Annotated in this window: 19 protein-coding genes and 1 pseudogene; 15 read left to right on the top strand and 5 right to left on the bottom strand. The window is 71.5% G+C overall.

What is annotated here, in order from left to right:
* Positions 1-63: 63 nt before the first annotated feature.
* A complete protein-coding gene (locus FR742_RS40770; protein ID WP_148037262.1) occupies positions 64-525 on the bottom strand; it encodes a VOC family protein in 462 nt (153 codons plus the stop codon).
* Positions 526-614: 89 nt separating this feature from the next.
* Here FR742_RS40770 and FR742_RS40765 point away from each other — a divergent pair, with 89 nt between their 5' ends.
* The 3 genes from FR742_RS40765 (at position 615) to FR742_RS40755 (ending at position 2,798) form a co-directional block, all read left to right on the top strand.
* A complete protein-coding gene (locus FR742_RS40765) occupies positions 615-1,580 on the top strand; it encodes a YafY family protein (protein WP_148036529.1) in 966 nt (321 codons plus the stop codon).
* Between the two features lie 11 nt (positions 1,581-1,591).
* Entirely contained in the window at positions 1,592-2,503 is a 912-nt protein-coding gene (locus FR742_RS40760; protein ID WP_148036528.1) for a hypothetical protein, read from the top strand.
* Between the two features lie 67 nt (positions 2,504-2,570).
* Complete coding sequence (locus tag FR742_RS40755) at positions 2,571-2,798, top strand: LapA family protein (RefSeq protein WP_148036527.1); 228 nt, start codon at positions 2,571-2,573, stop codon at positions 2,796-2,798.
* Between the two features lie 6 nt (positions 2,799-2,804).
* Here the strand turns inward: FR742_RS40755 and FR742_RS40750 are convergent, their stop codons facing one another.
* Entirely contained in the window at positions 2,805-3,590 is a 786-nt protein-coding gene (locus tag FR742_RS40750) for a trans-aconitate 2-methyltransferase (RefSeq protein ID WP_222709277.1), read from the bottom strand.
* A 164-nt stretch (positions 3,591-3,754) separates the two neighbouring features.
* Here FR742_RS40750 and FR742_RS40745 point away from each other — a divergent pair, with 164 nt between their 5' ends.
* Together FR742_RS40745 and FR742_RS40740 are read left to right on the top strand one after the other, a co-directional pair.
* The gene (locus FR742_RS40745) at positions 3,755-4,096 is read left to right on the top strand and encodes a YciI family protein (protein ID WP_148036525.1); all 342 of its coding nucleotides are present in this window, start codon (positions 3,755-3,757) and stop codon (positions 4,094-4,096) included.
* A gap of 6 nt (positions 4,097-4,102) precedes the next feature.
* Positions 4,103-5,293 (top strand): RNA polymerase sigma factor, encoded by a 1,191-nt coding sequence (locus tag FR742_RS40740; protein WP_261809051.1) that lies wholly within the window; start codon positions 4,103-4,105, stop codon positions 5,291-5,293.
* Here FR742_RS40740 and FR742_RS40735 read toward each other — a convergent pair.
* Positions 5,279-6,265: a BtrH N-terminal domain-containing protein gene (locus tag FR742_RS40735; protein ID WP_148036524.1), complete on the bottom strand. Its 987-nt coding sequence runs from the start codon at positions 6,263-6,265 to the stop codon at positions 5,279-5,281. The two genes, FR742_RS40740 and FR742_RS40735, sit on opposite strands and share 15 nt — an antisense overlap.
* A gap of 77 nt (positions 6,266-6,342) precedes the next feature.
* Here FR742_RS40735 and FR742_RS40730 point away from each other — a divergent pair, with 77 nt between their 5' ends.
* Genes FR742_RS40730 through FR742_RS40710 form a run of 5 tightly spaced genes read left to right on the top strand, consistent with a single transcriptional unit; the run spans position 6,343 to position 10,535 of the window.
* Entirely contained in the window at positions 6,343-6,693 is a 351-nt protein-coding gene (locus FR742_RS40730; protein ID WP_148036523.1) for a hypothetical protein, read from the top strand.
* Positions 6,690-7,400, top strand: a complete 711-nt coding sequence (locus FR742_RS40725; RefSeq protein WP_148036522.1) for a hypothetical protein — start codon at positions 6,690-6,692, stop codon at positions 7,398-7,400. Before FR742_RS40730 ends, FR742_RS40725 begins: the two co-directional genes overlap by 4 nt.
* Before the next feature lie 35 nt (positions 7,401-7,435).
* A complete protein-coding gene (locus FR742_RS40720; RefSeq protein ID WP_148036521.1) occupies positions 7,436-7,963 on the top strand; it encodes a PadR family transcriptional regulator in 528 nt (175 codons plus the stop codon).
* Positions 7,960-8,706 (top strand): ABC transporter ATP-binding protein, encoded by a 747-nt coding sequence (locus tag FR742_RS40715; RefSeq protein ID WP_261809050.1) that lies wholly within the window; start codon positions 7,960-7,962, stop codon positions 8,704-8,706. Before FR742_RS40720 ends, FR742_RS40715 begins: the two co-directional genes overlap by 4 nt.
* A 5-nt stretch (positions 8,707-8,711) precedes the next feature.
* Complete coding sequence (locus FR742_RS40710; RefSeq protein ID WP_148037260.1) at positions 8,712-10,535, top strand: ABC transporter permease; 1,824 nt, start codon at positions 8,712-8,714, stop codon at positions 10,533-10,535.
* Between the two features lie 1,165 nt (positions 10,536-11,700).
* On the opposite strand, the pseudogene FR742_RS46700 reads toward FR742_RS40710, so the two are convergent.
* Positions 11,701-11,856 (bottom strand): annotated as a pseudogene (locus tag FR742_RS46700) (DapH/DapD/GlmU-related protein); the annotation flags it as partial.
* A 551-nt stretch (positions 11,857-12,407) separates the two neighbouring features.
* Between FR742_RS46700 and FR742_RS40700 the strand changes: the two are divergent.
* On the top strand, positions 12,408-12,710 hold the full coding sequence (locus FR742_RS40700; protein WP_148036518.1) for an SCO4225 family membrane protein: 303 nt from the start codon (positions 12,408-12,410) through the stop codon (positions 12,708-12,710).
* 44 nt (positions 12,711-12,754) lie between these two features.
* On the opposite strand, the gene FR742_RS40695 is transcribed toward FR742_RS40700, so the two are convergent.
* Positions 12,755-14,191 (bottom strand): cellulase family glycosylhydrolase, encoded by a 1,437-nt coding sequence (locus FR742_RS40695; RefSeq protein ID WP_261809049.1) that lies wholly within the window; start codon positions 14,189-14,191, stop codon positions 12,755-12,757.
* Positions 14,192-14,625: 434 nt separating this feature from the next.
* On the opposite strand from FR742_RS40695, the gene FR742_RS40690 reads away from it, so the two are divergent.
* The 4 genes from FR742_RS40690 to FR742_RS40675 all read left to right on the top strand — a co-directional run bounded on the left by FR742_RS40690 (position 14,626) and on the right by FR742_RS40675 (position 20,904).
* Positions 14,626-15,675, top strand: coding sequence for a hypothetical protein (locus FR742_RS40690; protein WP_148036516.1), 1,050 nt, complete (start codon positions 14,626-14,628; stop codon positions 15,673-15,675).
* Complete coding sequence (locus tag FR742_RS40685) at positions 15,668-16,960, top strand: hypothetical protein (protein WP_148036515.1); 1,293 nt, start codon at positions 15,668-15,670, stop codon at positions 16,958-16,960. Before FR742_RS40690 ends, FR742_RS40685 begins: the two co-directional genes overlap by 8 nt.
* Positions 16,944-19,412: a hypothetical protein gene (locus FR742_RS40680; RefSeq protein WP_148036514.1), complete on the top strand. Its 2,469-nt coding sequence runs from the start codon at positions 16,944-16,946 to the stop codon at positions 19,410-19,412. The genes FR742_RS40685 and FR742_RS40680 overlap by 17 nt, the downstream gene beginning before the upstream one ends.
* A 139-nt stretch (positions 19,413-19,551) precedes the next feature.
* A complete protein-coding gene (locus tag FR742_RS40675; RefSeq protein ID WP_148036513.1) occupies positions 19,552-20,904 on the top strand; it encodes an MFS transporter in 1,353 nt (450 codons plus the stop codon).

The following is a 20,904-nucleotide window of genomic DNA, read 5'->3' as shown; positions in this document are numbered from 1 at the left end:
GCTTGACGGCCAAGAGCGTAGGATCCGCGGCCCGCCCATTCAGGGCATCCAGCCCATTCGGCATCAGTCCAGGCAGAACTCGTTGCCCTCGGGGTCGGTCATCACGATGGTGCCGGCGGTCAGCGGAAGATCGGGCTCGTCACGCCGTACCCTCTTCGCGCCCAGCGCGACGAGCCGGTCGCACTCGGCCTCCAGCGCCGCCATCCGCTCCTCCCCCTGCAGCCCGGGAGCGGCGCGCACGTCGAGGTGCACGCGGTTCTTGACGACCTTGTCCTCCGGCACCTGTTGGAAGAACAGCCGGGGGCCGTGGCCGTCCGGGTCCTCGACGGCCGACCTGGTGTTGCGCTGGTCCTCCGGGACGCCGGCCCGCGCGAGGAAGTCGTCCCACGCGGCCAGCGGGTCGGCGCCCTCGGGCAGGTCGACGCCGGGCGGGCCGGGATGGACGTAGCCCAGGACGTCGCGCCAGAAGGACGACAGCGCCCGCGGGTCGTGGGCGTCGAAGGTGACCTGGATATGGCGGCTCATCGGATCGCTCCGTTCGTCGTCGTGGTTCGGGTCCATGCTGTCACCCTCTGGAGGACAGGATCGGTCCGCTATCTGACAGGGTGGGCGACATGGCCGGTGACGAGCGGAGCACGACGGAGCGGGTGCTCGCCCTGCTCGGCCTGCTGCAGCAGCGCCGGGTCTGGACCGGCCCCGAACTCGCCGACCGGCTCGGGGTCACCTCGCGGACGGTACGGCGGGACGTCGGGCGGTTGCGTGCCCTCGGCTACCCCGTGCACGCCGGGCAGGGCGTCGGCGGCGGCTACCGGCTCGGCCCCGGGCAGGACCTGCCGCCGCTCCTCCTCGACGACGAGGAGGCGATCGCCACCGTCGTCTCGCTGCTGGCCGGCGCGGGCGGCGCGGTCGCCGCCGACGCCGCGCTGCGCGCTCTGACCAAGCTCGACCGGGTGCTGCCCACCCGGCTGCGGCACGAGGTGCGCGCGCTCTCCGGGTCGGTGGAGTCCTTCGCCGCGGGCCGCGCGCCGGTCGACCCCCAGGTGCTCATGACGCTGGCCGGGGCCTGCCGCGACGAGGTCGAGGCCGGCTTCGGCTATCCGTCCGGGGACGAGGTGCGCCGGCGGCGGGTCGAGCCCTACCGCCTGGTCGCCTCCGAGCGGCGCTGGTATCTCCTGGCCTACGACCTCGATCGCGACGGCTGGCGCAGCTTCCGTCTCGACCGGATGACCGACGTGTCCGCCCGCACCTGGCGCTTCCGCCCGCGCCCCGCGCCGGACGCGGCCTCGTACGTGCAGGAGGGCGTGGCGAGCCGGGTCTACCCGCACCGGGGGCGCTTCCTCGTCCACGCGCCCGCCGGTACGGTGCGCGCCCAGGTCCCGGCGTCGGCCGCCGTCGTACGGCCGCGAGGGAGCGGACGCTGCGAGGTGATCAGCGGCGCCGGGAGCCTCGACGCGGTGCTCATGCACGTGCTGCTGCTCGGGCACGACTTCGAGGTGCTCGACCCGCCGGAGTTGGCGAGCCGCTGTCGCGTGCTCGCGGAGAAACTGCTGTCCGCCGGCGCACCGACGTCGGACCACTAGAGGAGCGCGCGGTGACGAACGCGAGGGAGCCCGACTGGGCGTACGTGGGCAGGTCGCTGCTCAAGGTCCTGGCCGTCACCGCGGCGCTCTGGCTGGCCCTCGTCGTGGCCGACCGGGCCTTACCGCTGTTCGTCGAGACCGGCGACGAGCGGATCGCCCAGGTGTACGGCACGGCGGCGCGCGTCGCGAACCCGGACGAGCGCATGCACGGCTACCTCGATCGCGGCAGCCTCCTGACGACGACCTACACGCTGTGGGGAGAGCCGCGCGGGGCCGGTCCCGGCGAGGGCGGCACCGATTACGAGATCGTGGAGGACGTCTTCGGAACAGTCCGGGCGCCCCTGCTCGACGGGCCCTCCGGCAGCCTGGCCGACGCGATCGCCTCCGTGGAGGCGGATCCCGACGGCGTCTCGGGGACGGCGGCGGAGACGTCCCGCGACATCATCGACGGGCTTCCGCGGACGCTCGACGCCGTGGCGGTCGTGGATTTCGCCGACTCCGTGACCGCCGGGCAACTCGTCGCCTTCAACCGGCGCCACAAGATCTGCGGAGGAGAGGACGTCTCCTACATCTACTCGCCGTCCTACTTCGACGACTCCGGTGATCCGCCCTCACTCAACGCGGTCGTCTGGAACCGCGACATGGCCAACCACAGCTGGGAGGCCACCACCTATCAGTGCGAGACCGAACCCGAGGCTGCGCTGGCCGCGTACCGCGAGTGGGTGGGGATCCTCGACGAGGATGACGACCTGCACGAGTTCGGACTGGCCCGCGGGTGGCTCGCGATGGCGGCCGAGGAGGGCGCCGTCTACGGGCTCGTCGTCGACCGCTGGAAACTCGCCGACCTGCGCGAGCTCCTCGACGACCCGGTGGTCGAGGCGGTCCATCTCGCCGACGTCGCCTTCGACCTCGGCGCGGAGTGACCACATCACCGGCGCTTTCTCGGGTAGGGCTGGGTTCCAGGGCTCTGTGTGCATCCGGGGGGAACACATGGTGACAGGGCAGAAGCCGGCGAGCCGGCTCCGGGCGGTGCCGCCGCGCCTGTGGATGGCGCTCGTCCTGCTGATCCTGGCGGTGGTGTTCATCGTGCAGAACCAGCAGGACGCGACCATCCAGCTCTTCATGATCGTGCTGGTCGCCCCGTTGTGGATCACTCTGGTGGTCTGCACCGCGATCGGGATGGTCATCGGCGCGCTGATGGGCCGCCGGGGCGGATGAAACAGGTCACAGGCGTCGGCCGACGGTGAGGACGGCTGACCAGTGGCGGGTGAGCCGTCCGTCAGGGCGGGCGGCGAGGAGGCGGCGGATCTGCCGGTAGAGATGTTCGCGCTTGTCCGGCTCCATGGCGATGTGGCCGGAGAACGTGTCGAGCAGGGCGAGATACTCGTCCGCCGTGTAGCGCAACGCCCATACGTAGAGCTTCGTCCCGACCACCGTGAAATGTCCGGAGGCGTCGAACTCGGCGGCCATGGGGTCGTCCTGCTCCTCGGGCGTCGGCCCGGGCCACGGGCCGTCGTGGCCTTCGCCGATCTCATCGTAGGTCTTCTGGATCTCGGTGAAGAACGGGTCGAAGTCCGACGGCATCGCGTGGTCGGCGTTCCACACGGCCAGGTGACCGCCCGGGGTGAGGAGGGAGGCCGCCTTGGCGTACTTGACCTCCGGGTCCACCCACTTCCAGGCCGTGGCCGCGTACACGAGGTCGAAGCGGTCCCGCGGCTCCCAGTCCTCGAACGAGGACGTGATGACGGAGACGCCGGAGAATCCGGCGAGGCGGCGTCGCGCCTCGGCGGCCAGGGCGGCGCCGAGTTCGACGGCGGTGATCCGGAACCCCATCCGGGCCAGCGGCAGCGTGGCCTTCCCCGGGCCGCAGCCGACTTCGAGCAGGTGGGCGGAGGGGGTGACCCCGGTGACGTCCAGCAGATCGGCGTAGAGCTCGGCGGGGTAGTCGGGGCGTGCGTCCTGGTAGGTGGCGGCCGCCCGGTCGAAGGTGGCTCGGAGATCGCGGGACATGCTCCCCATCCTGGCAGCGCCGCGCCGGTGACCGGGAGTGGCCGGGTGGCCCTCGCCCGGCGCGGTCGGAAAAATCCTGAGGTGAGCTGTAGTGGAGAGCCTCTCCCGTTCGTCAATCCGACGAAAGACAGCGAAACGACCGAACACACGACAGGAGCAGCCCGATGAAGTACCTCATGCTGGTGTGCACCGATCCCGACTACAAGCCCGGCCAGGACGAGGGGGCCCCGGACGTGGAGGACTGGGTCAAGGAGATGGACGGCAAGGGCATCCGGCTGATGGGCGAGCGCGTCCGCCCGGTGAGCGACGCGACCACCGTCCGCGTCCGCAACCGTGAGGTGCTGCTGACCGACGGTCCGTACGCGGAGACCAAGGACCAGATCGCCGGCTTCGACGTCATCGACTGCGCCGACCTCGACGAGGCCATCGAGGTCGCGTCCAAGCACCCGATGGCGTGGGCCGGGATGATCGAGCTGCGTCCGTTCTGGACGGACGGCGAGGACTAACCGCAGGTGAAGGACGAGATCGCCGGGATCTACGCCGACGGGTGGAGCCGGATCGTGGCCACCATGATCCGGTTCACCGGCGGCGACTGGGACCTGGCCGAGGAGTGCGCGCAGGACGCGTTCACCAAGGCGCTCCAGAAATGGCCGGAGTCCGGGGTGCCCGACCAGCCGCTGGCGTGGCTGACCACCACGGCTCGTCACCGCGCGATCGACCGGATGCGCCGCGCGGCCGGCGAGGCGGCGAAGCTGCGGGAGGCGGCCGCCATGGAACCACCGCCCTACCTGCGCGACAGCGAGATCCCCGACGAGCGCCTTGAGCTCATGTTCACCTGCTGCCATCCGTCGCTGAACCTCGATGCCCAGGTGGCGCTGACCTTGCGGAGCCTGACCGGCATGAGCACCGCCGAGATCGCGCGGGCGTTCCTGGTGCCCGAACGCACCATGGGCCAGCGCATCTTCCGCGCCAAGCAGAAGGTCGCGCACGCGGCCATCCCCTTCAGGGTGCCGCCCGCGCACCTGCTGCCCGACCGCCTCCCCGCCGTGCTGCACGTGCTCTACCTGCTGTTCAACGAAGGGTACGGAGATCCGGCGAAGGCCCGGCTCTGCCAGGAGGCCATCCGCCTGGCGCGGGTGGTGACGGCGCTGATGCCCGACGAGCCCGAGGCGCAGGGCGTGCTCGCGCTGATGCTGCTGCACGACGCCCGGCGACCGGCGCGCGTGGACGCGGCCGGAGACCTGGTCACCCTCGACGAGCAGGACCGCACGCTGTGGGACCAGGCGCGGATCGCGGAGGGCGCCGCGATCTGCGAGCGGGCGCTGCGCCGGGGCCGCGCCGGGCCGTTCCAGCTCCAGGCGGCCATCGCGGCGTGCCACGCGACCGCGCCGCTCGCCTCCCGGACGGACTGGCCGCAGATCGCCGGACTGTACGCGGAACTCGCGCGCATCGCGCCGAGCCCGATCGTGGAGCTGAACCGTGCCGTGGCGATCGGCATGGTCAGCGGGCCCGAGGCGGCGCTCCGCCTGGTCGACGGGATCACCGGGCTCGACGGCTACTACCTGTTGCACGCCACCCGCGCGGACCTGCTGCGACGCGCGGGCCGCGGGCAGGAGGCGGCCGGACACTACCGGACGGCGCTCGACCTCGCGCCCACCGACGCCGAGCGTCGTTTCCTGCGCGGCCGGCTACAGCAGCCGTAGCAGCCGCATCGCGTCCTCTTCGATGCGCGAGAGTTCACGGAGGATGGCCCCGGCCTGCTCCAGGTGCGCCGCGTCGCCGCTCTCCCCCGCCTTCGCGATCAGTGTGGACACGTCCGTCCACAGGACGGCGGCCTCCGCGTACAGCTTGTGACCCGCGCGGAGGTTGCCGTCGTCGATCAGCCCGGCGCACTCTCCGAGGAAGTCGCGGTAGAGGACGCGGAACAGGGCGCCGCCGGTGCCGGCCTGCTCCATGAGGAGGGCGGCCCGCGGCAGGTCCCGCGCCGGGTCGTCGGCGCGGAGCAGCCATCGGGGCACCTGTTTGGCGGCTTTCGCGATACCGCGGTGACCCAGGTTCGCGATGGGCGCGGCGAGGAAGGCGTCGGCGCAGTCCCTGATGGCGCCGGCGAGCTGCTCCTGCCAGGGCGGCGTCGGGTGAGGCGGCAGGGTGATGGTGAAGGACCGGTGCCGGGCGGTCATCGGACCGCGTTCGGCCCGCGCCCTGGCGAGGCCGGCCCGGCTCGTGCGCACCGCTCCGCCCTGCTGGCCGGTGTCCACGAGGTGGACGTCCTGCTCGTCGTAGCCGTACATGGCGACGACATGGCCGCCGAAGTGCACCTTTGTCGAGAAATAGTCCAGATGGTACGAGTCGAGCTGGAGCCCGACCGGCCGGCCGGCGTCGATGGGGGCGGCCACGTTCTCCCACGCCTTGCGCGGTGAGGCGGTCTCCTTCACCGTCAACGTCAGCCCCAGCCTGGCCGCCAGGTTCCTGGTGAGCTCGAAAGGCTTGACGCGGCCGCCGAGGAACGGGAACGGCATGCTCTTGCCGTCCCAGTAGACGAAGGACAGTCCCGATCCCAGCCCGAACAGCAGAGGTTCGGACAGATCGAGTCCTTCGTGCCGCAGCAGCACCCCGAGCGCCGTCGTCTCGCAGTGGTGCAGGCCGCGGGCCTCGATGTCCTTGACGATGGTCATGCGCCGCTCTCCTCGTGTCCGGTCACCAGCATGGGGCCTCCCCCCGTGGGAGAGTCCAATCGGCCTACGATCACGCAATGATCAGGAGACCGACAGACACCTGGCGCGCACATGTCGCCGACTTCGCCGCGCCCTATCCGGAGCCGTTCGTGGCGGCGGCCGAACGGGTCCTGACGTCTTTCGAGGCCGAGGTACGGCGCTTCGGCTCGCCCTCCGACGACGAGGTCCTCGCGGCGATCCGGCGGGTGGTCGAAGGGCTCAACGCCGTGGACGGTACGCACGACCACGACTTCGACACCGTCGAGCGGGAGGAGTTGTGCGAGTTCGTCGACGACGTGCTCAGCGAGGCGGGGATAGACCTCGACGGGCTCGCCGCCCGTCGCGGCATCAAGCGGTTCGAGCTCACGGACGAATGGCGCGACTGGTGACCCACCCTGTCTTACCGAACACCGCACGCGCCCGGGACAGCCGCGTCTGGGACCTGCTGTGCGTCGGGATCGCCGTCGGGGTCGTCTCGTGGGGCGCCGTCGGCGCCTGGACGGCGGTCACGGTCGGGAACTACCCGTGGAACAAGTGGATCCCGTTCGCCTACGGTGCCACCAAGGGCGTGCTCCTCGGCCTGCTCGCCGCCGCCGGCGCCCTCGCCGTGCTCCGTACCGGGCGGAGCTTGCCGGTGTTCGTCCTCGCCTTCGTCGGCGGCGGCCTCCTCGGCACGGTGCGAGATCTTCTCGGCCCCCCGGCCCCCATGCTGTACTTCTTGGATCCGCTTCCGGCCGAGCGGTGGTACTGGACGACGACGATGCTGCTGCACTGGGCGGGCAAGGTGGCGCTGCCCGCCGTCGTCTGCGCCGCGGCCCTGACCCTGCTGGCGGCCCGCCCGTACCGGCCGCGCCAGTCGACCGCGGCCGGTGCGGCGCTTCTGCTCACGGGCTTCGCGCTGCTCCTGCTGCCGACGATCGCCTCTTCTCTCGCACCAGAGATCCAGGGCAACGGTGAGCATACGAACCAGGAAGTCTGGGCGTTCCTGCGCTGCTGGGGGCTCGGGATGCCGGTGCTGGCGGCAGGGGCGGTCCGTTTCTCCTCGCATCTCGCCGGACGCGGAAGGGCCGGCCGGCTTGACAGGGGTGGAGGCTAACCGTTAGCTATAGGGGCTAACGGTTAGGGGTCGCGATGCGGCAAGAAGTGGTGCTGGCGATGCTGGCCAAGGAGCCCTCCTACGGCTACCAGCTGCGTGCGCGGCTGCGGGACGCGCTCGGTCCTCTCGGTGAGGCGATGAACGCCGGGCAGGTCTACGTCACGCTCACCCGGCTGGAGAAGGCCGGCCTGATCGCGGTCGAGGAGACCGCCGGCGGCGCCGACCGGTCGGATCGCAAGGTGTACGCGCTCACCCCCGACGGCCAGCAGCGGGTCGCCGAGTGGATCGCCGAGGTCAGCTGGCCCAAGCCCGACCTCGCGGAGTTCCATCTCAAGCTGATCGCGGCCGCGTCGGCCCGGCTGGCCGACCCTCTCGCCATCGTCGACACCCAGCGCCGTGAGTTGCTGCGCCGGCTGCGTGACGTCCAGCGCGCCGCCATGGCCGAGCCGGACCGCTCGGACGCGGCGCTGCTGCTGGAGGGCATCGTGCTCCGGCTCCAGGCGGATCTGCGCTGGCTGGAGGCATGTGAGAAGGACTGGACCCATCGAAGGAGTGGATCGTGACCATCGCCGCCGACCCGCCCGTGCTGCGCGCCCGCGGGTTACGCAAGGAGTACGGCACGGGGGACGGACTCGTGCGCGCCGTCGACGAGGTCGATCTCGACATCCGCGCCGGGGAGACGGTGGCGATCATGGGGCCCAGCGGCTGCGGGAAGTCCACGCTGCTGCACCTGCTCGGCGGTCTGGACCGGGCGTCAGGCGGCGAGGTGTCGCTGAACGGCCGCCGCATCGACGACCTCAGCGAGAAGGCCCTGTCCCGGATGCGACGGACCGACGTCGGTTTCGTCTTCCAGTCCTTCCACCTGATGGAGGAGCTCACCGCCGTGGAGAACGTCGAGCTGGCGGCGCTCCTGGCCGGACGCTCGCCGCGGGCCGCCAGACGGCGTGCCGAGGAGTTGCTGGAGCAGGTCGGGCTCGCCGGCAGGTCCGGCTTCCTGCCTTCCGCGCTGTCCGGCGGCCAGCGGCAGCGGGTCGCGGTCGCCCGCGCGCTGAGCAACGAGCCGCTGGTCGTGCTCGCCGACGAACCGACCGGAAACCTGGACAGCGCCGCCACCCTGGACGTCCTCCAGCTCTTCGAGGGCCTCCACGCATCCGGCCAGACCCTGGTCATCGTCACCCATGACGCGCGGATCGCCGCCACCGCGGACCGGTTGCTCTCCATGCGCGACGGCGCGTTGGTGGACGAGACCTGGCTGACCGGCGGCACCACCGGGCGGCTCGGCGCCCTCGCCGGGCTGGAGGACTGAAGGTGATGGGCCGCATCCTGCTCGTGGGCCGCCTCGCCGTGCGCGACCTCCGGCGGCGCCGCGTCGAGGCGGTGCTCATGCTGCTCGCCATCATGGCGGCCACCACGACGTTGACACTCGGGCTCGTCCTGCGCGACGCGGCCGCCCATCCGTACCAGAGCACCCGGGAGGCGACCGCCGGTCCCGACGTGGTGGCGGGCGCAAGCCGGCCCTCGGAGCTCCCCCTCCTGGAGGAACTGGCCGGCGACCCCGACGTCGTCGACCACGGCGGACCTTACCCGGTCACCGCGGCGAAGCTCCAGGCGTCCCGGCGGACGTCAGACGTGCAGGCCGTGGGACGCGACGCCACACCCGCGTCGGTCGACCAGCCCGAGCTGGTGGAGGGCAGCTGGGTCAGCGACGGCGGCGTGGTGGTCGAAGCCGCCTTCGCCCGTGCGTTCGAGCTGCGCGTCGGCGATCCGGTCACGCTGAGCGGCCGGTCGTTCGAGGTCGTCGGTGTCGCGGTCACCGCCTCCATGGCGCCCTATCCGGGCGGGTCGTGCCTGGTCGCCGCCGGTTGCCTGCACGGCGTCGTGCCCGACGACAGGGCCCTGCCCTCGGGGTTGTCGCACAATCCCGGCCTCGTCTGGCTCACCCAGGCGGACGTGCGGGGCCTCGCCGCGGAACCGGATTCGCTGTCGTACGTGATGAACCTGAAGCTGGCCGACCCGGGCGAGGCCCAGGCGTTCGCCGACACGAAGCAGGGCGATCTGCCCATGCAGCCCTGGCAGACCATCCTCGGCGAGGCTACCGAGCTCGCCGAGGACTCCCAGATCCTGCTGCTGATCGGAGCCTGGCTGCTCGGCCTGCTCGCCGTGGCCAGCCTTTCGGTGCTGGTCGGCGGCCGGATGGCCGATCAGACCCGGCGCGTCGGGCTCCTCAAGGCAGCCGGCGGCACCCCGGGCCTGGTCGCCGCCGTGCTGCTCGCGGAGTACGTCCTGGTGGCCGTCGTCGCGGCCGCCGCCGGTCTGACGATCGGATCGCTGACCGCTCCGCTGCTCACCGAGCCCGGTGCCGGCCTGGTCGGCAGCGCGGGCACGCCGTCGATGACGTGGTCGACGGCCGCCTCCGTGACCGCCGTGGCACTCGGGGTCGCGCTGGTCGCGACCGTCGTCCCGGCCGTGCGCGCGGCCCGCTCCAGCACCGTCGACATGCTGGCCGACTCGCCACGCCCGCCCCGCCGCGTCGGCTGGCTGATCGCGATCTCGGCGCGACTGCCCGTCCCGCTGCTCCTCGCCTCGCGGATCGCCGCCCGCCGGCCGCGACGGGTCGCGCTGGCCGTGGCCAGTATCGCGATCACGGTCAGCGGGATCTACGTCCTCCTGGTGCTCGACGCCTTCCTCGGCGACCAACCGCTCGCCGGAGGATATGACGACTCCCAGGTGGCCGTGCTGCGCCAGGTGCTCCTGGTCTGGACGGTCATCCTGCTCTCCCTCACGGCGGTCAACGCCGTCGTCATCACCTGGGCGACGGTGCTCGACAACCGGCGCTGGTCCGCACTGGCGCGCGCCCTCGGCGCCACCCCTCGCGAGGTGAGTACGGCACTGACCGCCGCGCAGGTGCTGCCCACGCTCGCCGGCGCCGTCTTGGGCGCCTTCCCGGGAGGCTTCGCGCTGTTCGCCGCGGTGAACGCGATCAGCGGCGGTGACAGCGGCAGGGCCACGCTTCCCGCGCTCTGGCAGCTACTCGCCCTGGTGCTGGCGGCCGTCCTCGTGGTGGCGGCGCTCACCTCCGTCCCGGCCCGACTCGGCGCCCGCCGCCCCGTGACCGAAACCCTCCGGGCCGGCTGAGTGACGCCGTGCCCTACGCGGTACAAGGGCGCTCCACGGCGGGTTCGGGGCGGTGTACGCCGCGCGGCCGGTAGCCGAGAGCGTCCGCGACGCCCGCGAGGTCGGACAGCAGCCAGAGGATCGCCAGCCACATCTCGGTCCCCTGCAGCCCCGGCACGGTCGCGGCGACGCCGGCCGTGGTGGGGTGCGGGGCCTGGAACCCGAAGCCCTGGCCGTCGGTCCAGTGCCCGAGCGCGTCGGTGAGCAGGGTCCTGGCCAGGGCCGTCACCTCTTCGGCACGGTAGCCGGTGTGCCGGGTCAGCCAGAGCGGGTGCGCGATGTCGAGGATGTCGCAGGCGTTCTGCCGCTCCGGGCGGACGTACCGGGGGTCGCGGGCGTGCCGCAGCACGGTGTCGACAACCCGCTCCGGGTACGGCAGCGGCACCCCGAACTGGGCGAAGGTGCCGCGCGACGCGCGGTAGAAGCCGTTGACGATCCGCAGCAGCCCGTCGATCGGCCGCGCCGAACCCCACATCCCGGTGTCCGGATCGGCGTGCGTGAGCAGCCATCCGAACAGGGCCTCCGTGGCCCCGGGGCGGCCCCGTCCGCTGTTCCACAGGATGGCGGTGCCCAGGATGTCGACCCAGTGCCCCGCTCCCCAGGCGTCCCGCGTCCAGGGCAGGCTTTCCACGAAGGCGATCAGGTCGGCGGCCTCCATGTCGGCGACGGGCCGGACCGGCGCGGGGAACCGGCTGCCGAGCAGGTCGAGCGCGTAGCCGACGCACAGGACGTGGTAGCCGACATCCGGATCGGACAGCCCCGGCTCGGGCCGTGGGCCGCCATCCGGCGTCTCCGCCAAGCCTGGATCGGGCCTTTTCTGGCTGCCGTCCGCGAGCAGCGTCCCCACCAGGCCCGTCGCCGGGTCCTGCCAGGATCGCAGCCGGTCGGCCTGCTCGTCCGCCGGCATCGGGCCGGGGGCCCGGCCGAGCAGCAGGTCGGCGATCTCGATCGCGTCGCACTGGGCGCGGACGGTGACGGCCGCGCCCGGCCGGTCGACGAACGCCCCGCCGAGGAGCCGGGGGTCGAAGCAGCGCGCCAGGACGTCCTCCGCCTGCTCACGCGCGGTCTCCGCGAACCCCGCCACCGCAGTGGCCAGGTCGCCGGCCGGCGGCTTCAACCCGGGAACCCGCCAGCGCAGCACCTTCGCCGGGTTGCCGCCGACGATCGCGCCGGCCGGGACGTCCTTGGTGACGACCGCGCCGGCCCCGATCACCGCGCGGTCGCCGACGGTCACACCGTCCAGGACGACCACGTGGGAGCCGATCCAGACATCGTCCCCGATCTCGATGCCCCGGCTGGTGAGCGGCTGCCGGAAGACCTCGACGTCGGGGTCGGACATCGTGTGGTTGAACCCCAGCAGCGAGGTGTGGGCGCCGATCCGGACCGCGTCGCCGAGCCGCACGTCGCCCCGGACGACGGTGTAGGGGTTCATGGAGCAGTCGCGTCCCGTCCGCACCGAGCCGCTCAGGTAGGCGCCGGCGGCGACGTAGGTGCGCGGGCCGAGCCGCAGCTCCTCGTTCTGCACCGAGGCGAGCTCGGAGACGAAGCACCTCTCGCCGAACTCGTAGCCGGCGTGCCGTCGGGTGAGAGCGCGCTGGAGTTCGAGCTGCCTGTCCTGTTCTTCCTGACCGGCTTCGTCCCAGAAGGACCAGGGTGAGTAGTCGTAGTGGTGACGGGCGAACGGCGCGTCGCCGTCGAGAGCGGTTGTGCCCATGCCAACCCCCGGGAAAGCGTTTGCCTACACGCTAACCCATGGCTAAGCCGCCACGATCACGGCCCGGCTTCGATGGGATACGCTCGTCCTCCTCCCCGAAGTCCGAGGAGCGTGACCGCATGAGGCGCTACAGGAACGGCCGGCTCGCCGCGGTTCTCGCCGGTCTTTACGCCGGTCTGGTGATGCTCCTCGGCATCCCCTCGGTGGTGATCCTGCTGACCGTCCAGGACCCGATCCTGCTGTCCGGCTTCGCCCTCATGGTCGTCACATTCCCGCTCGGGCCGCTCATCTGGTGGGGATGGCACTCGGTCCCGCCACAACTGGACAACCCCGTACTGCTCATCGTGCTGCTCACCGGAGCGGGCCTGCTGCAGGCGTATCTGCTCTGGCGCGTCGCACGCGGCCCCGCGACCTCGGACTGATGCCACGCGGGCGCCCCGTCCCGGGACGGGGCGCCCGTGTCGCGTCAGAAGTCGTCGGCGGTGCGGATCCGGTCGCGGACCCAGACACCGGCCTCCTTGAGCCGGCTCGTCCCGGCGAACGATCCGCTCGGGCAGGTTCCGGTGGTGAAGACGGCGCCCGTACGGAAGTCGTCCGAGAAGTTCCAGTTCACCCAGCTGATCTTCTTCTGGGCCATGAGATCGAGATACTGCTGCGACCTGGCGAAGTTGTTGGCCCCGTCGCCGGACGCGGTCTGCGTGCCGAACTCGGTCACGAAGACCGGCAGCCGGTCGGCGGCCCGGGACAACGTGTTCAGGTACAGGCTGTCGTGCGAGGCCGCGTAGAAGTGGAACGTGTACATGATGTTGGCCGCGTTGACCGGGTTGTTGATGATCTCGGTCTCGTTGCCGCCGGCGGAGACGCCGAGTGACGACCAGCCGCGGGTGCCGACCAGGATCGGGGCGTCGGCGTCGTGCTGCCGGATCACCGGGATGAGCTGGTGCGCGTAGTCGCGGATGACGGGCCAGGTGACGGCGTCGCCGTTCGGCTCGTTGGCGATCTCGTACAGGACGTTCTTCTTGCCGTCGTGCCGCTGGGCGATCTCGGTGAAGAAGGTCTTGGCCCGGCTGAGGTTGTACATCGGGTCACCCGGGGTGAGCATGTGCCAGTCGACGATCGCGTACATCCCGCGGGCGGTGGCCATCTCGATCAGGGAGTGCACCCGGTCGGTGAACAGCCGGGGGTTGGTCTCGTACCCGCCCTCCTGGATGTACATCGAGATGCGCAGGACGTCGGCCTTCCAGTCGTTCGCCAGCGCGTCGAGCGAGGCGCTGTTGAGGCACTGGTCGTACCACTGGATGCCGTGGCTGCTCATGCCGCGCAGCTGGATCTGCTTGCCGTTCTCGTTGCAGAGCTTGATGCCGCACACCCGCAGCTGCCCGTTGGCCTGGACCGGGGTGCCGCCGCCGCTGCCTCCCGTGGGGGTCCCGAAGACCTCCAGCTCCCAGAGGGAGTAGCCCCACTGGGTGCCGCGCTGCGTGCCGTAGACCCGCACGTACCGGCCGCTGCCGCTGACCGTGAGGTCGTCGGTCCCCCCGTCACCGGAGGCGGTGGAGTAGACGTCGCTCCAGGTGGAGCCGTCGGGCGAGGTCTGCACCCGGTACGCCCTGGCGTGGGCGACCTCCCAGGTCAGCCGTACCCGGGAGATGGCGTGCGCGGCGCCGAGGTCCACCCGGATCCACTGCGGGTCCACCCCCTCGGCGCTGGCCCACCGCGTGGACGCGTTGCCGTCGACCGCCTTGTCCGGCTCCAGACCGGCGGCCTCGACCGAGGAGGCCGTCACGGGCCTGCCCTGCGACACCAGCGGGTCGGCCACGGCCGCGCTCGCGCCGGAGGGCACCATCAACGGCGCCACCAGCGCGGCCACGACCGCGAAGATCCTCGCACCTGCACTTCGCCTCACGAACGACTCCGATTCTCCGGGGTGTATTCGGTTAGGAAAGTTTCTTAACGTGCGGCGCAGCATAGGTTGACACGGAACCCTCACACAAGGCCCAAGTTCCAGAAAAGGACGTCGGTCAGCGTCAGCCGAGCCCTCGTAGGAGGACGACTGATACCCGCCATCCGCAGCCCGGGATCCCGCCCCTCAAGGGTGATCGTCCCACCCAATGCGGCGGCGGCCTGCTGCCGGTCCGGTTCCTGCCGGCCGGTGACACACCAGCCGGCACCGGCGATAAATTGAATTTCTCACCGCCCGCTATACCTGACGCCCGGCCGGACAAATTGCCGACCATTCCAGTTGCGGTAACGACTTGGCCACTCTTAGCTATCCGCCATTCCGTCCCGGCCGATCGCATGTCAAATTCGAGGGCGTCATGCCGACAGGGGAGGGGTCGCATGCAAGAATTACCCACGCTCACGGTCTCTATGATCGGCGCCCCGGGTTCCGGAAAATCCACTTATCTGCATGCGCTGTACGCGACGATGACGCGCGGCGTCGGCAATTGCAACCTTCACGAAGTCACCAACAATGCCGATGTCCAGATCCTGGAGAGCTGGCATGACCTGGGCCAGGGCACTTCGCTGCCGCAGACGTCGGTGAAGCCGATCAGTTACCGATTCGTCTTCTCGCGGGAGATGAATCCGTCGGCGCTGCTCGACTGGACCGATTTCCGCGGGGGCGCGCTGCACGATTTCGTCGGCGTGGACGGCTCGCTCGACACACAAACGCTGCTCAACAAGATATCGCTTTCCCAGGCCATCTTCGTGACGCTCGACGGGGAGCACTTCCGTAAGCCCGTGACCCCCGAACGCCGCGAACCACTGGCCCGCGCGATGGTCACCCACCGCATTTCCAGTGTGATCACGGAAACTCTCACCCGCAGGACCGCGCGCGGGCTCGCGTGGCCGTCGATAACCATCCTCATCACGAAGGCGGACCTCATCGACTGGGGCGGCGGCCCGGGGCGGACCCTGACCGGCGTCGTCGACGAGGTCAGGAACCTGCTGCCGGTGGCCTTCCAGCCGCGCGTGTGCACCGCCGTCTGCCCCGTCACGGTCGGTCCCCTGCAGACGTTGCCGGACGGCAACGTCCGGCCGGACGGCGTGGACCCGAACGACGTCCACCTGCCGCTCATGTTCACCATGACGCACTACTACCGGACCGCCGCCCACCTGGACGATCAGCACCTGGGGAAGCTCGCGGCCGAGCGCGGCAGCCTCAAGGAGCGGCTGGCCGCGTTGCCCCAGAGCAGCCGGCGCGCCGTACGCGACCAGCGGCTGCGGCTGGAGCAGGAGCTGCGGGCGGTCGAAGTGGAGATCGGCCACAACCAGCGCCGTTACGACCAGTCCACCCAGGCGATCTCCGCGCTGGCCGCACGGCTCGGCAACCTGCGCGTGTTCGAGGGCGGGTCGCCGGCCCGCTGGGCGGCCGGCCGCCGTGCCTGAGCAGACCTGGGCGCCGGTGGTCTTCGGCCGTACCGCCGGGGCCGACGTGTGGTGGCGGGTCCGCCCGCCGGGCGCCGACCGCCAGTGGCTGGAGAACGCCATCCACACCGTCATCGCCGGCGGCAGGCGACTGGAGGGCCGTCCCCGCTTCCTCATCACCGTCCGGCCGGGCGCGCGGCTGGTGGGAGTGGCCTGCCGGGCGATCGAACTGAGCCGGTCGATGCACACCGACGGCAGCAGGGAGATGTACTGCTTCGTCGGCTGGTTCTCCGCCGCCGACAGCGGCGGTCCCGAGCTCCCGGACCTGTACGACCACTACCCCGCCTGGGCCGGAGCCGTCTACGAACGCCACATGGAGCCCGTCTGGAACGCTCCTGTCAGCGCGGTGCGGCGGCCCGACCCCGGCCGGCCGGGCCCGCCACCGTGGCCGGTCGCCCCGCCGCCTCCGGTCGATCCGCACCTCGTGCTCCCGCCGGTGATCCACGTGAACGACTGGGACATCGTGTGGAACCACGCCCTGGCGAGCCCCGCCCCGGCCAGTGTCGTGCTCGGCTGGAGCACGGCGGGGCGGCCCGGTGCCGGCGTCACCCACCTGGGCGTACTCGACCGCGGCGTCCCCCGTCTCGACCGCTCCGGCCCCTTGGAGCCTTTGAAGCGCGTGGGCCCCGTCGACCCCCACCCCCTGGAGCACCCCGAACGCCGACCACCACCGCCGGTCGCCGGAACCCCCGGGCCACCCCGCAAGAACGGATCGTCCCCGATCCTGCTCGGCGGCGCGGCCGTGTTCGTCCTGCTGGTCGTCGGCGTGGCCGTCTCCTCGCGCGCCCCACTGGAGGCGTCGGCCCCCGAGCCCGCCACCCGGTCGGCCGTCCCGGCGGCGCCGAAGCGTCCGCAGACCGGGCGAAGGATCGTCAACCAGCCCCTCACCCTCAAGGACCAGGCCGGGAAACGGCTCGTCCCCGGCTTCGAAACCGGCAAGGGCCCGTGGGTGAGCTACCGCCGCGGAACCGGCGTCTCGCTGGAGTTCGCCCCGAAGACCCCCATCCTGACCGGCACGGCCCGCACCCTCCCCGGATGCCGGAAGGCCGACATGTACCCGCACCCGGCGCCGCACGTCGCGACCGGCCTCCACGAGGTGACCTGCATGATGATCGGCGAAAAGGGCCGACTCATCGGAATCAGGGTGACGGAGCAGGGAGAGCGGACCGCGCGCATGACCGCGTACGTCTGGAGATCCGCGCAAGAGCCCGACGAAGAGATGGCGAGGCATGGTGGACGCTTCTGAGATTCAGGCCAGGATCAACGCCGTGCTGGACGCCCGCCGGGCACGGCAGGCACAGGCGGAGGAGTCGTACACGGCCTGGGAGGCGCTGCGGCAGGCGTTCGCCGACCTGGTGGTCCTGGCCGAGGAGGCCAGGCGCGACGCCGCGGCCCACGAGCTGAGCCCCGGGCTGAACACCGCCCTGCGGGCTTTCCTCGACGAGGGCGACGCCCGGTCCGTGCTGGCGGAGCTGACCGAGGCGGCCGGGCAGCTGCAGGCGGTCCGGGGACGCACCTCGCGGACGACGCTCAACATCGGCGTGGTCGGTCAGACCCAGATGGGCAAGAGCACGCTGCTCCGGGCGATCTCCGGGCTGGACCGCCTGCCCGTCGACGTCCTGCCGACCTCGCGGGACTCGCTGCCCACCACCGCGACCCGCAGCCGGATCTCCAACTCGGACACCGCACGCGCGGAGGTCGTGCTGCGGGACTTCGCCGAGTTCAGGGACGTCTATCTCAGGCCGCGCCACGACGCCCTGGGGCTGAGCCTGCCGTACACGATCACGGAGTTCGCCCGCTACCGCTATCCGGCCTGGGAGGACTACCGGAGCGACCCCCGATCGGCCGGCCGGGACCTCACCGCCGCCCCCGAGCACCTGCGCCGGCTCCACGAGGCGCGGGCGTCGCTGCGCTCCTACGAGCCGCACCTGGTCCGCGACCAGGTGCGGGAGATCCCGCTCGACCAGGTGGCCGCGCACGTCTCCTATCCCCCGGCCTCGGGCCCGGTGGACGCGCCGCGCCCCTACCTGGCCGTGCGCGACGTCCGGATCTACTGCCCGTTCCCGAACAATCCCGTACGCGACCTCACGCTGATCGACCTCCCCGGCACGCAGGAGCGGGGCATCGACGTGGCCCAGCAGTTCATGCAGGACCTGCGGAACGAGGTGGACCTGCTGCTGCAGATCAAACGGCCCCGGCAGACCACGGTGCACTTCAGCGAGAGCGACACCGAGATCCAGCGGCTCGCGCGCGCAGCGAGCGCCGGAGCGGCCATCGGCGACTTCATGATCATCTTGCTCAACCACGACGCCGAGCACACCGACCTGACCAGGAGCCAGTTCGACACCGCGACCCAGCAGGCCCGCGGCGCCGTGGGCATGCACGGCATCCAGGTGCTGACCGCCGACGTCGTCCAGGAGCACGAGGTGCGCGAGCGCGTGCTGGTCCCCGTCCTGTCGCATCTGGCCGCGCGGCTGGCCACGATGGACCAGGCGGCGTTCGGCGCGGCGCGGGAGGGCACGGAGGCGGCCGGGCGTCGCGCGGTCGAGGCGGTCGCCGGCCTGGCCGAGGCGCTGCGACGGGAGAACGTCGCCCTGCCCACGGAGGACGCGCTCGTCAGCGAGCTCGTGACGCGGCTCCGCCGCGGGCTCTCGGACGCACTCGGCGACATCGCGGACGACTACCTGCGGCGGGTGCAGGAAGGCAGGCGGACGGACGAGCTCGACGCGGCGGTGGAGAAGGCCGTCGAGGAGGTCAGGGCGTGGATGGCCGCCGGGTTCGGCCACAGCGCCCCCGGCGAGTGGCTCAGCGAGGTCCGCTCCGACGCCAAGATGCTCCGGCTCGACACCGTGGAGCAGGAGTTCATCCGCAGCCGCCACTACGTGTCCGACACCTTCAAGAAGGTCGTGGACGCCTCCATGGACCAGGCGATCGTCGAGTTGCAGCAGCAGGTGACAGAGGCGTTGTGGAGCCATCTGCCGGAGGAGACGCTGCCGGAGCGGCGCTCGCTGACGGTGCTGGCCGAGTCGCTGCGCGGCGACGGGCACGTGGCCCTCGCCACGACCGTGGCCGACCTGGCCGACCTGAGCACCGGCTACGGGGTCCGGAGCCTGTTCCTGCGGATCGTGCAGCCCATCGTGATGGACATCGACGTCAGGGGGAAGATCCCCGGCGGCCACGCGCGGGAGGGCGGCTCGTACGACCCGCCGCGTGAGGACGCCCGCCGTACGGACCCGGACGACGACGTGCCCACCTGGGCGAGGAAGAAGGGAACCGGCTCCGACTCCAGGCCGGCTCCCGAGGAGGACTTCGTCGACCACGGGACCGAAGGGCTGACCGTGGAGGCCGCGCTGAAGGTGGTGTCCACCCGGCAGCGCGCGGAGGAGACCGCGCAGTGGGTGTCGGCGACGCTCACCGACATGGTCGAGCAGGCGCTCGGCCGCCTGCGGGAGGAGCTGGAGACCGAGTCGGCGACCGCCGTACGAGCCCTGTACGCCTGCGCGGACCAGTTCTTCGACGGTGTCCTGCGCGGGCAGCGCACCAAGCAGGAGTTGCGGGACCTGTGCCGGGCCGCGCTCGACCGTACGCCGCCCGGCGACGGACCCGCCAGGCTGGCGGCGCTGCTGCGGGCCCTGGCCGCGGGCGGCACAGCCGTGCGCGACAGCTACGACGCGTACGAGCGCGCGTCGATCGGCTGAGGGCGCGCGACGCTCATCCGTTTCACAGGCACCGCTCAGCACTGGTGAAACAGAGTGTGATGTACGACACTCCTCCTAGAACACTGTTTTAGAACCGTGTTCTGGCGCTTTCGGCGCCCGGAGCCGCGGAGGAGAAGTCATGGTCAAGGCCGTCGCCCGCGAACGCCGCAGACTCGGATCCCCGCCGCCCGGCGGCATCAGCCCGACCGACCCCAACCCCTTCGGGTGGGGGCCGTTCATCGTCCTGTTCGTCGTCGGCATGGTCGATCGCATCGAAGCCAACCTGCTGTCCGGCGTACTGCCTCTGGTCCAGGCCGAATGGGGCTTCAGCGACACCGCGGCGGGATCCATCCCCACCGCCGCGGCGCTGGCCGCCACCCTCGTCGCCCTGCCCGCCGGCTACCTCGCCGACCGCTACAACCGCACCAGGATCCTGGGGATCGTGGTGCTCTGCTGGGCTCTGGCCACCCTCGGCACCGGCCTGGCCGCCGGGTTCGCCGTCTTCTACCTCATGCGGGTCCTGCTCGCCGCCGCCGAGAACATCGACAACCCCGCCGTCAGCAGCCTGCTCGCCGACTTCTACCCCGCCGCGACCCGCATGCAGGTGTACGGCTGGACCCGGATGACCTCCTACCTCGGCGGCGTCGGCACCCTGCTGGGCGGCGTCATCGGGCAGGCGTTCGGCTGGCGGGCGGCCTTCGTGCTGATGGCGATCCCGGGAGCGCTGACCGCCCTCCTCGTCTGGCGCCTGCGCGAGCCGGAACGCGGCCAGATCGACAAGATCATGGCCGCCGCGTCCGTACCCCGGCAGGACCCGGCGCCACCGCGGGAAGCCGAGGCGAAACTGCTCTTCTGGCCCCAGCTCCGCCAGGTCCTGGCCACCCGCACCCTCGTCCTCGTCTCCGTCGGCGTGAGCATCCTCACCCTCGGCCTCGGCGGCGTCTACTACTGGCTGCCTTCCCTGATGGTCCGCGTCCTCGGCATGCAGACCGGCGTCGCCAGCAGCATCAGCGGCGGCGTCACCATCGTGGGCGTGCTGGCCGGCACGCTGATCGGCACCCACTTCGGGAAGCGGGTGCACGGCCGCGTCAAGGGCGGCCGGCTGCTCATCGGCGGCTCCGGCATCACCGTGGGCTCGGCTCTCCTCGGCGTCGCCCTGCTGATGAACTCGCCGGTGGCCATGGTGACCCTCATCCTGCTGGCCGTCACGATCTCCGCCACCGCCATCCCCACCTGCACGGCCTGCATCGCCGACGTGGTGGCGGCCAGGTCGCGCGGCGTCGGCTTCGCCGTCCTGCAGCTGCTCCTGACGATCGGCGTCGCCTTCGGTCCACTGATCATCGGCATGACCTCCGACGCCACCGGCTCCCTCCTGATGGCCATGTACGCGCTGATCGTGCCCATGATCCTGGGCGGCCTGGTGGTGCTGGCCGCCCGCGCCCCGTACGAACGAGAGGCCGCCCGCGTCCTCGACGACGCCCGCGACTCCTGA

Source organism: Nonomuraea sp. C10 (genome assembly GCF_008017515.1).
In the GTDB taxonomy this organism is placed as follows: domain Bacteria; phylum Actinomycetota; class Actinomycetes; order Streptosporangiales; family Streptosporangiaceae; genus Nonomuraea; species Nonomuraea ferruginea.
This window is presented reverse-complemented; position numbering and strand designations above follow the sequence as displayed.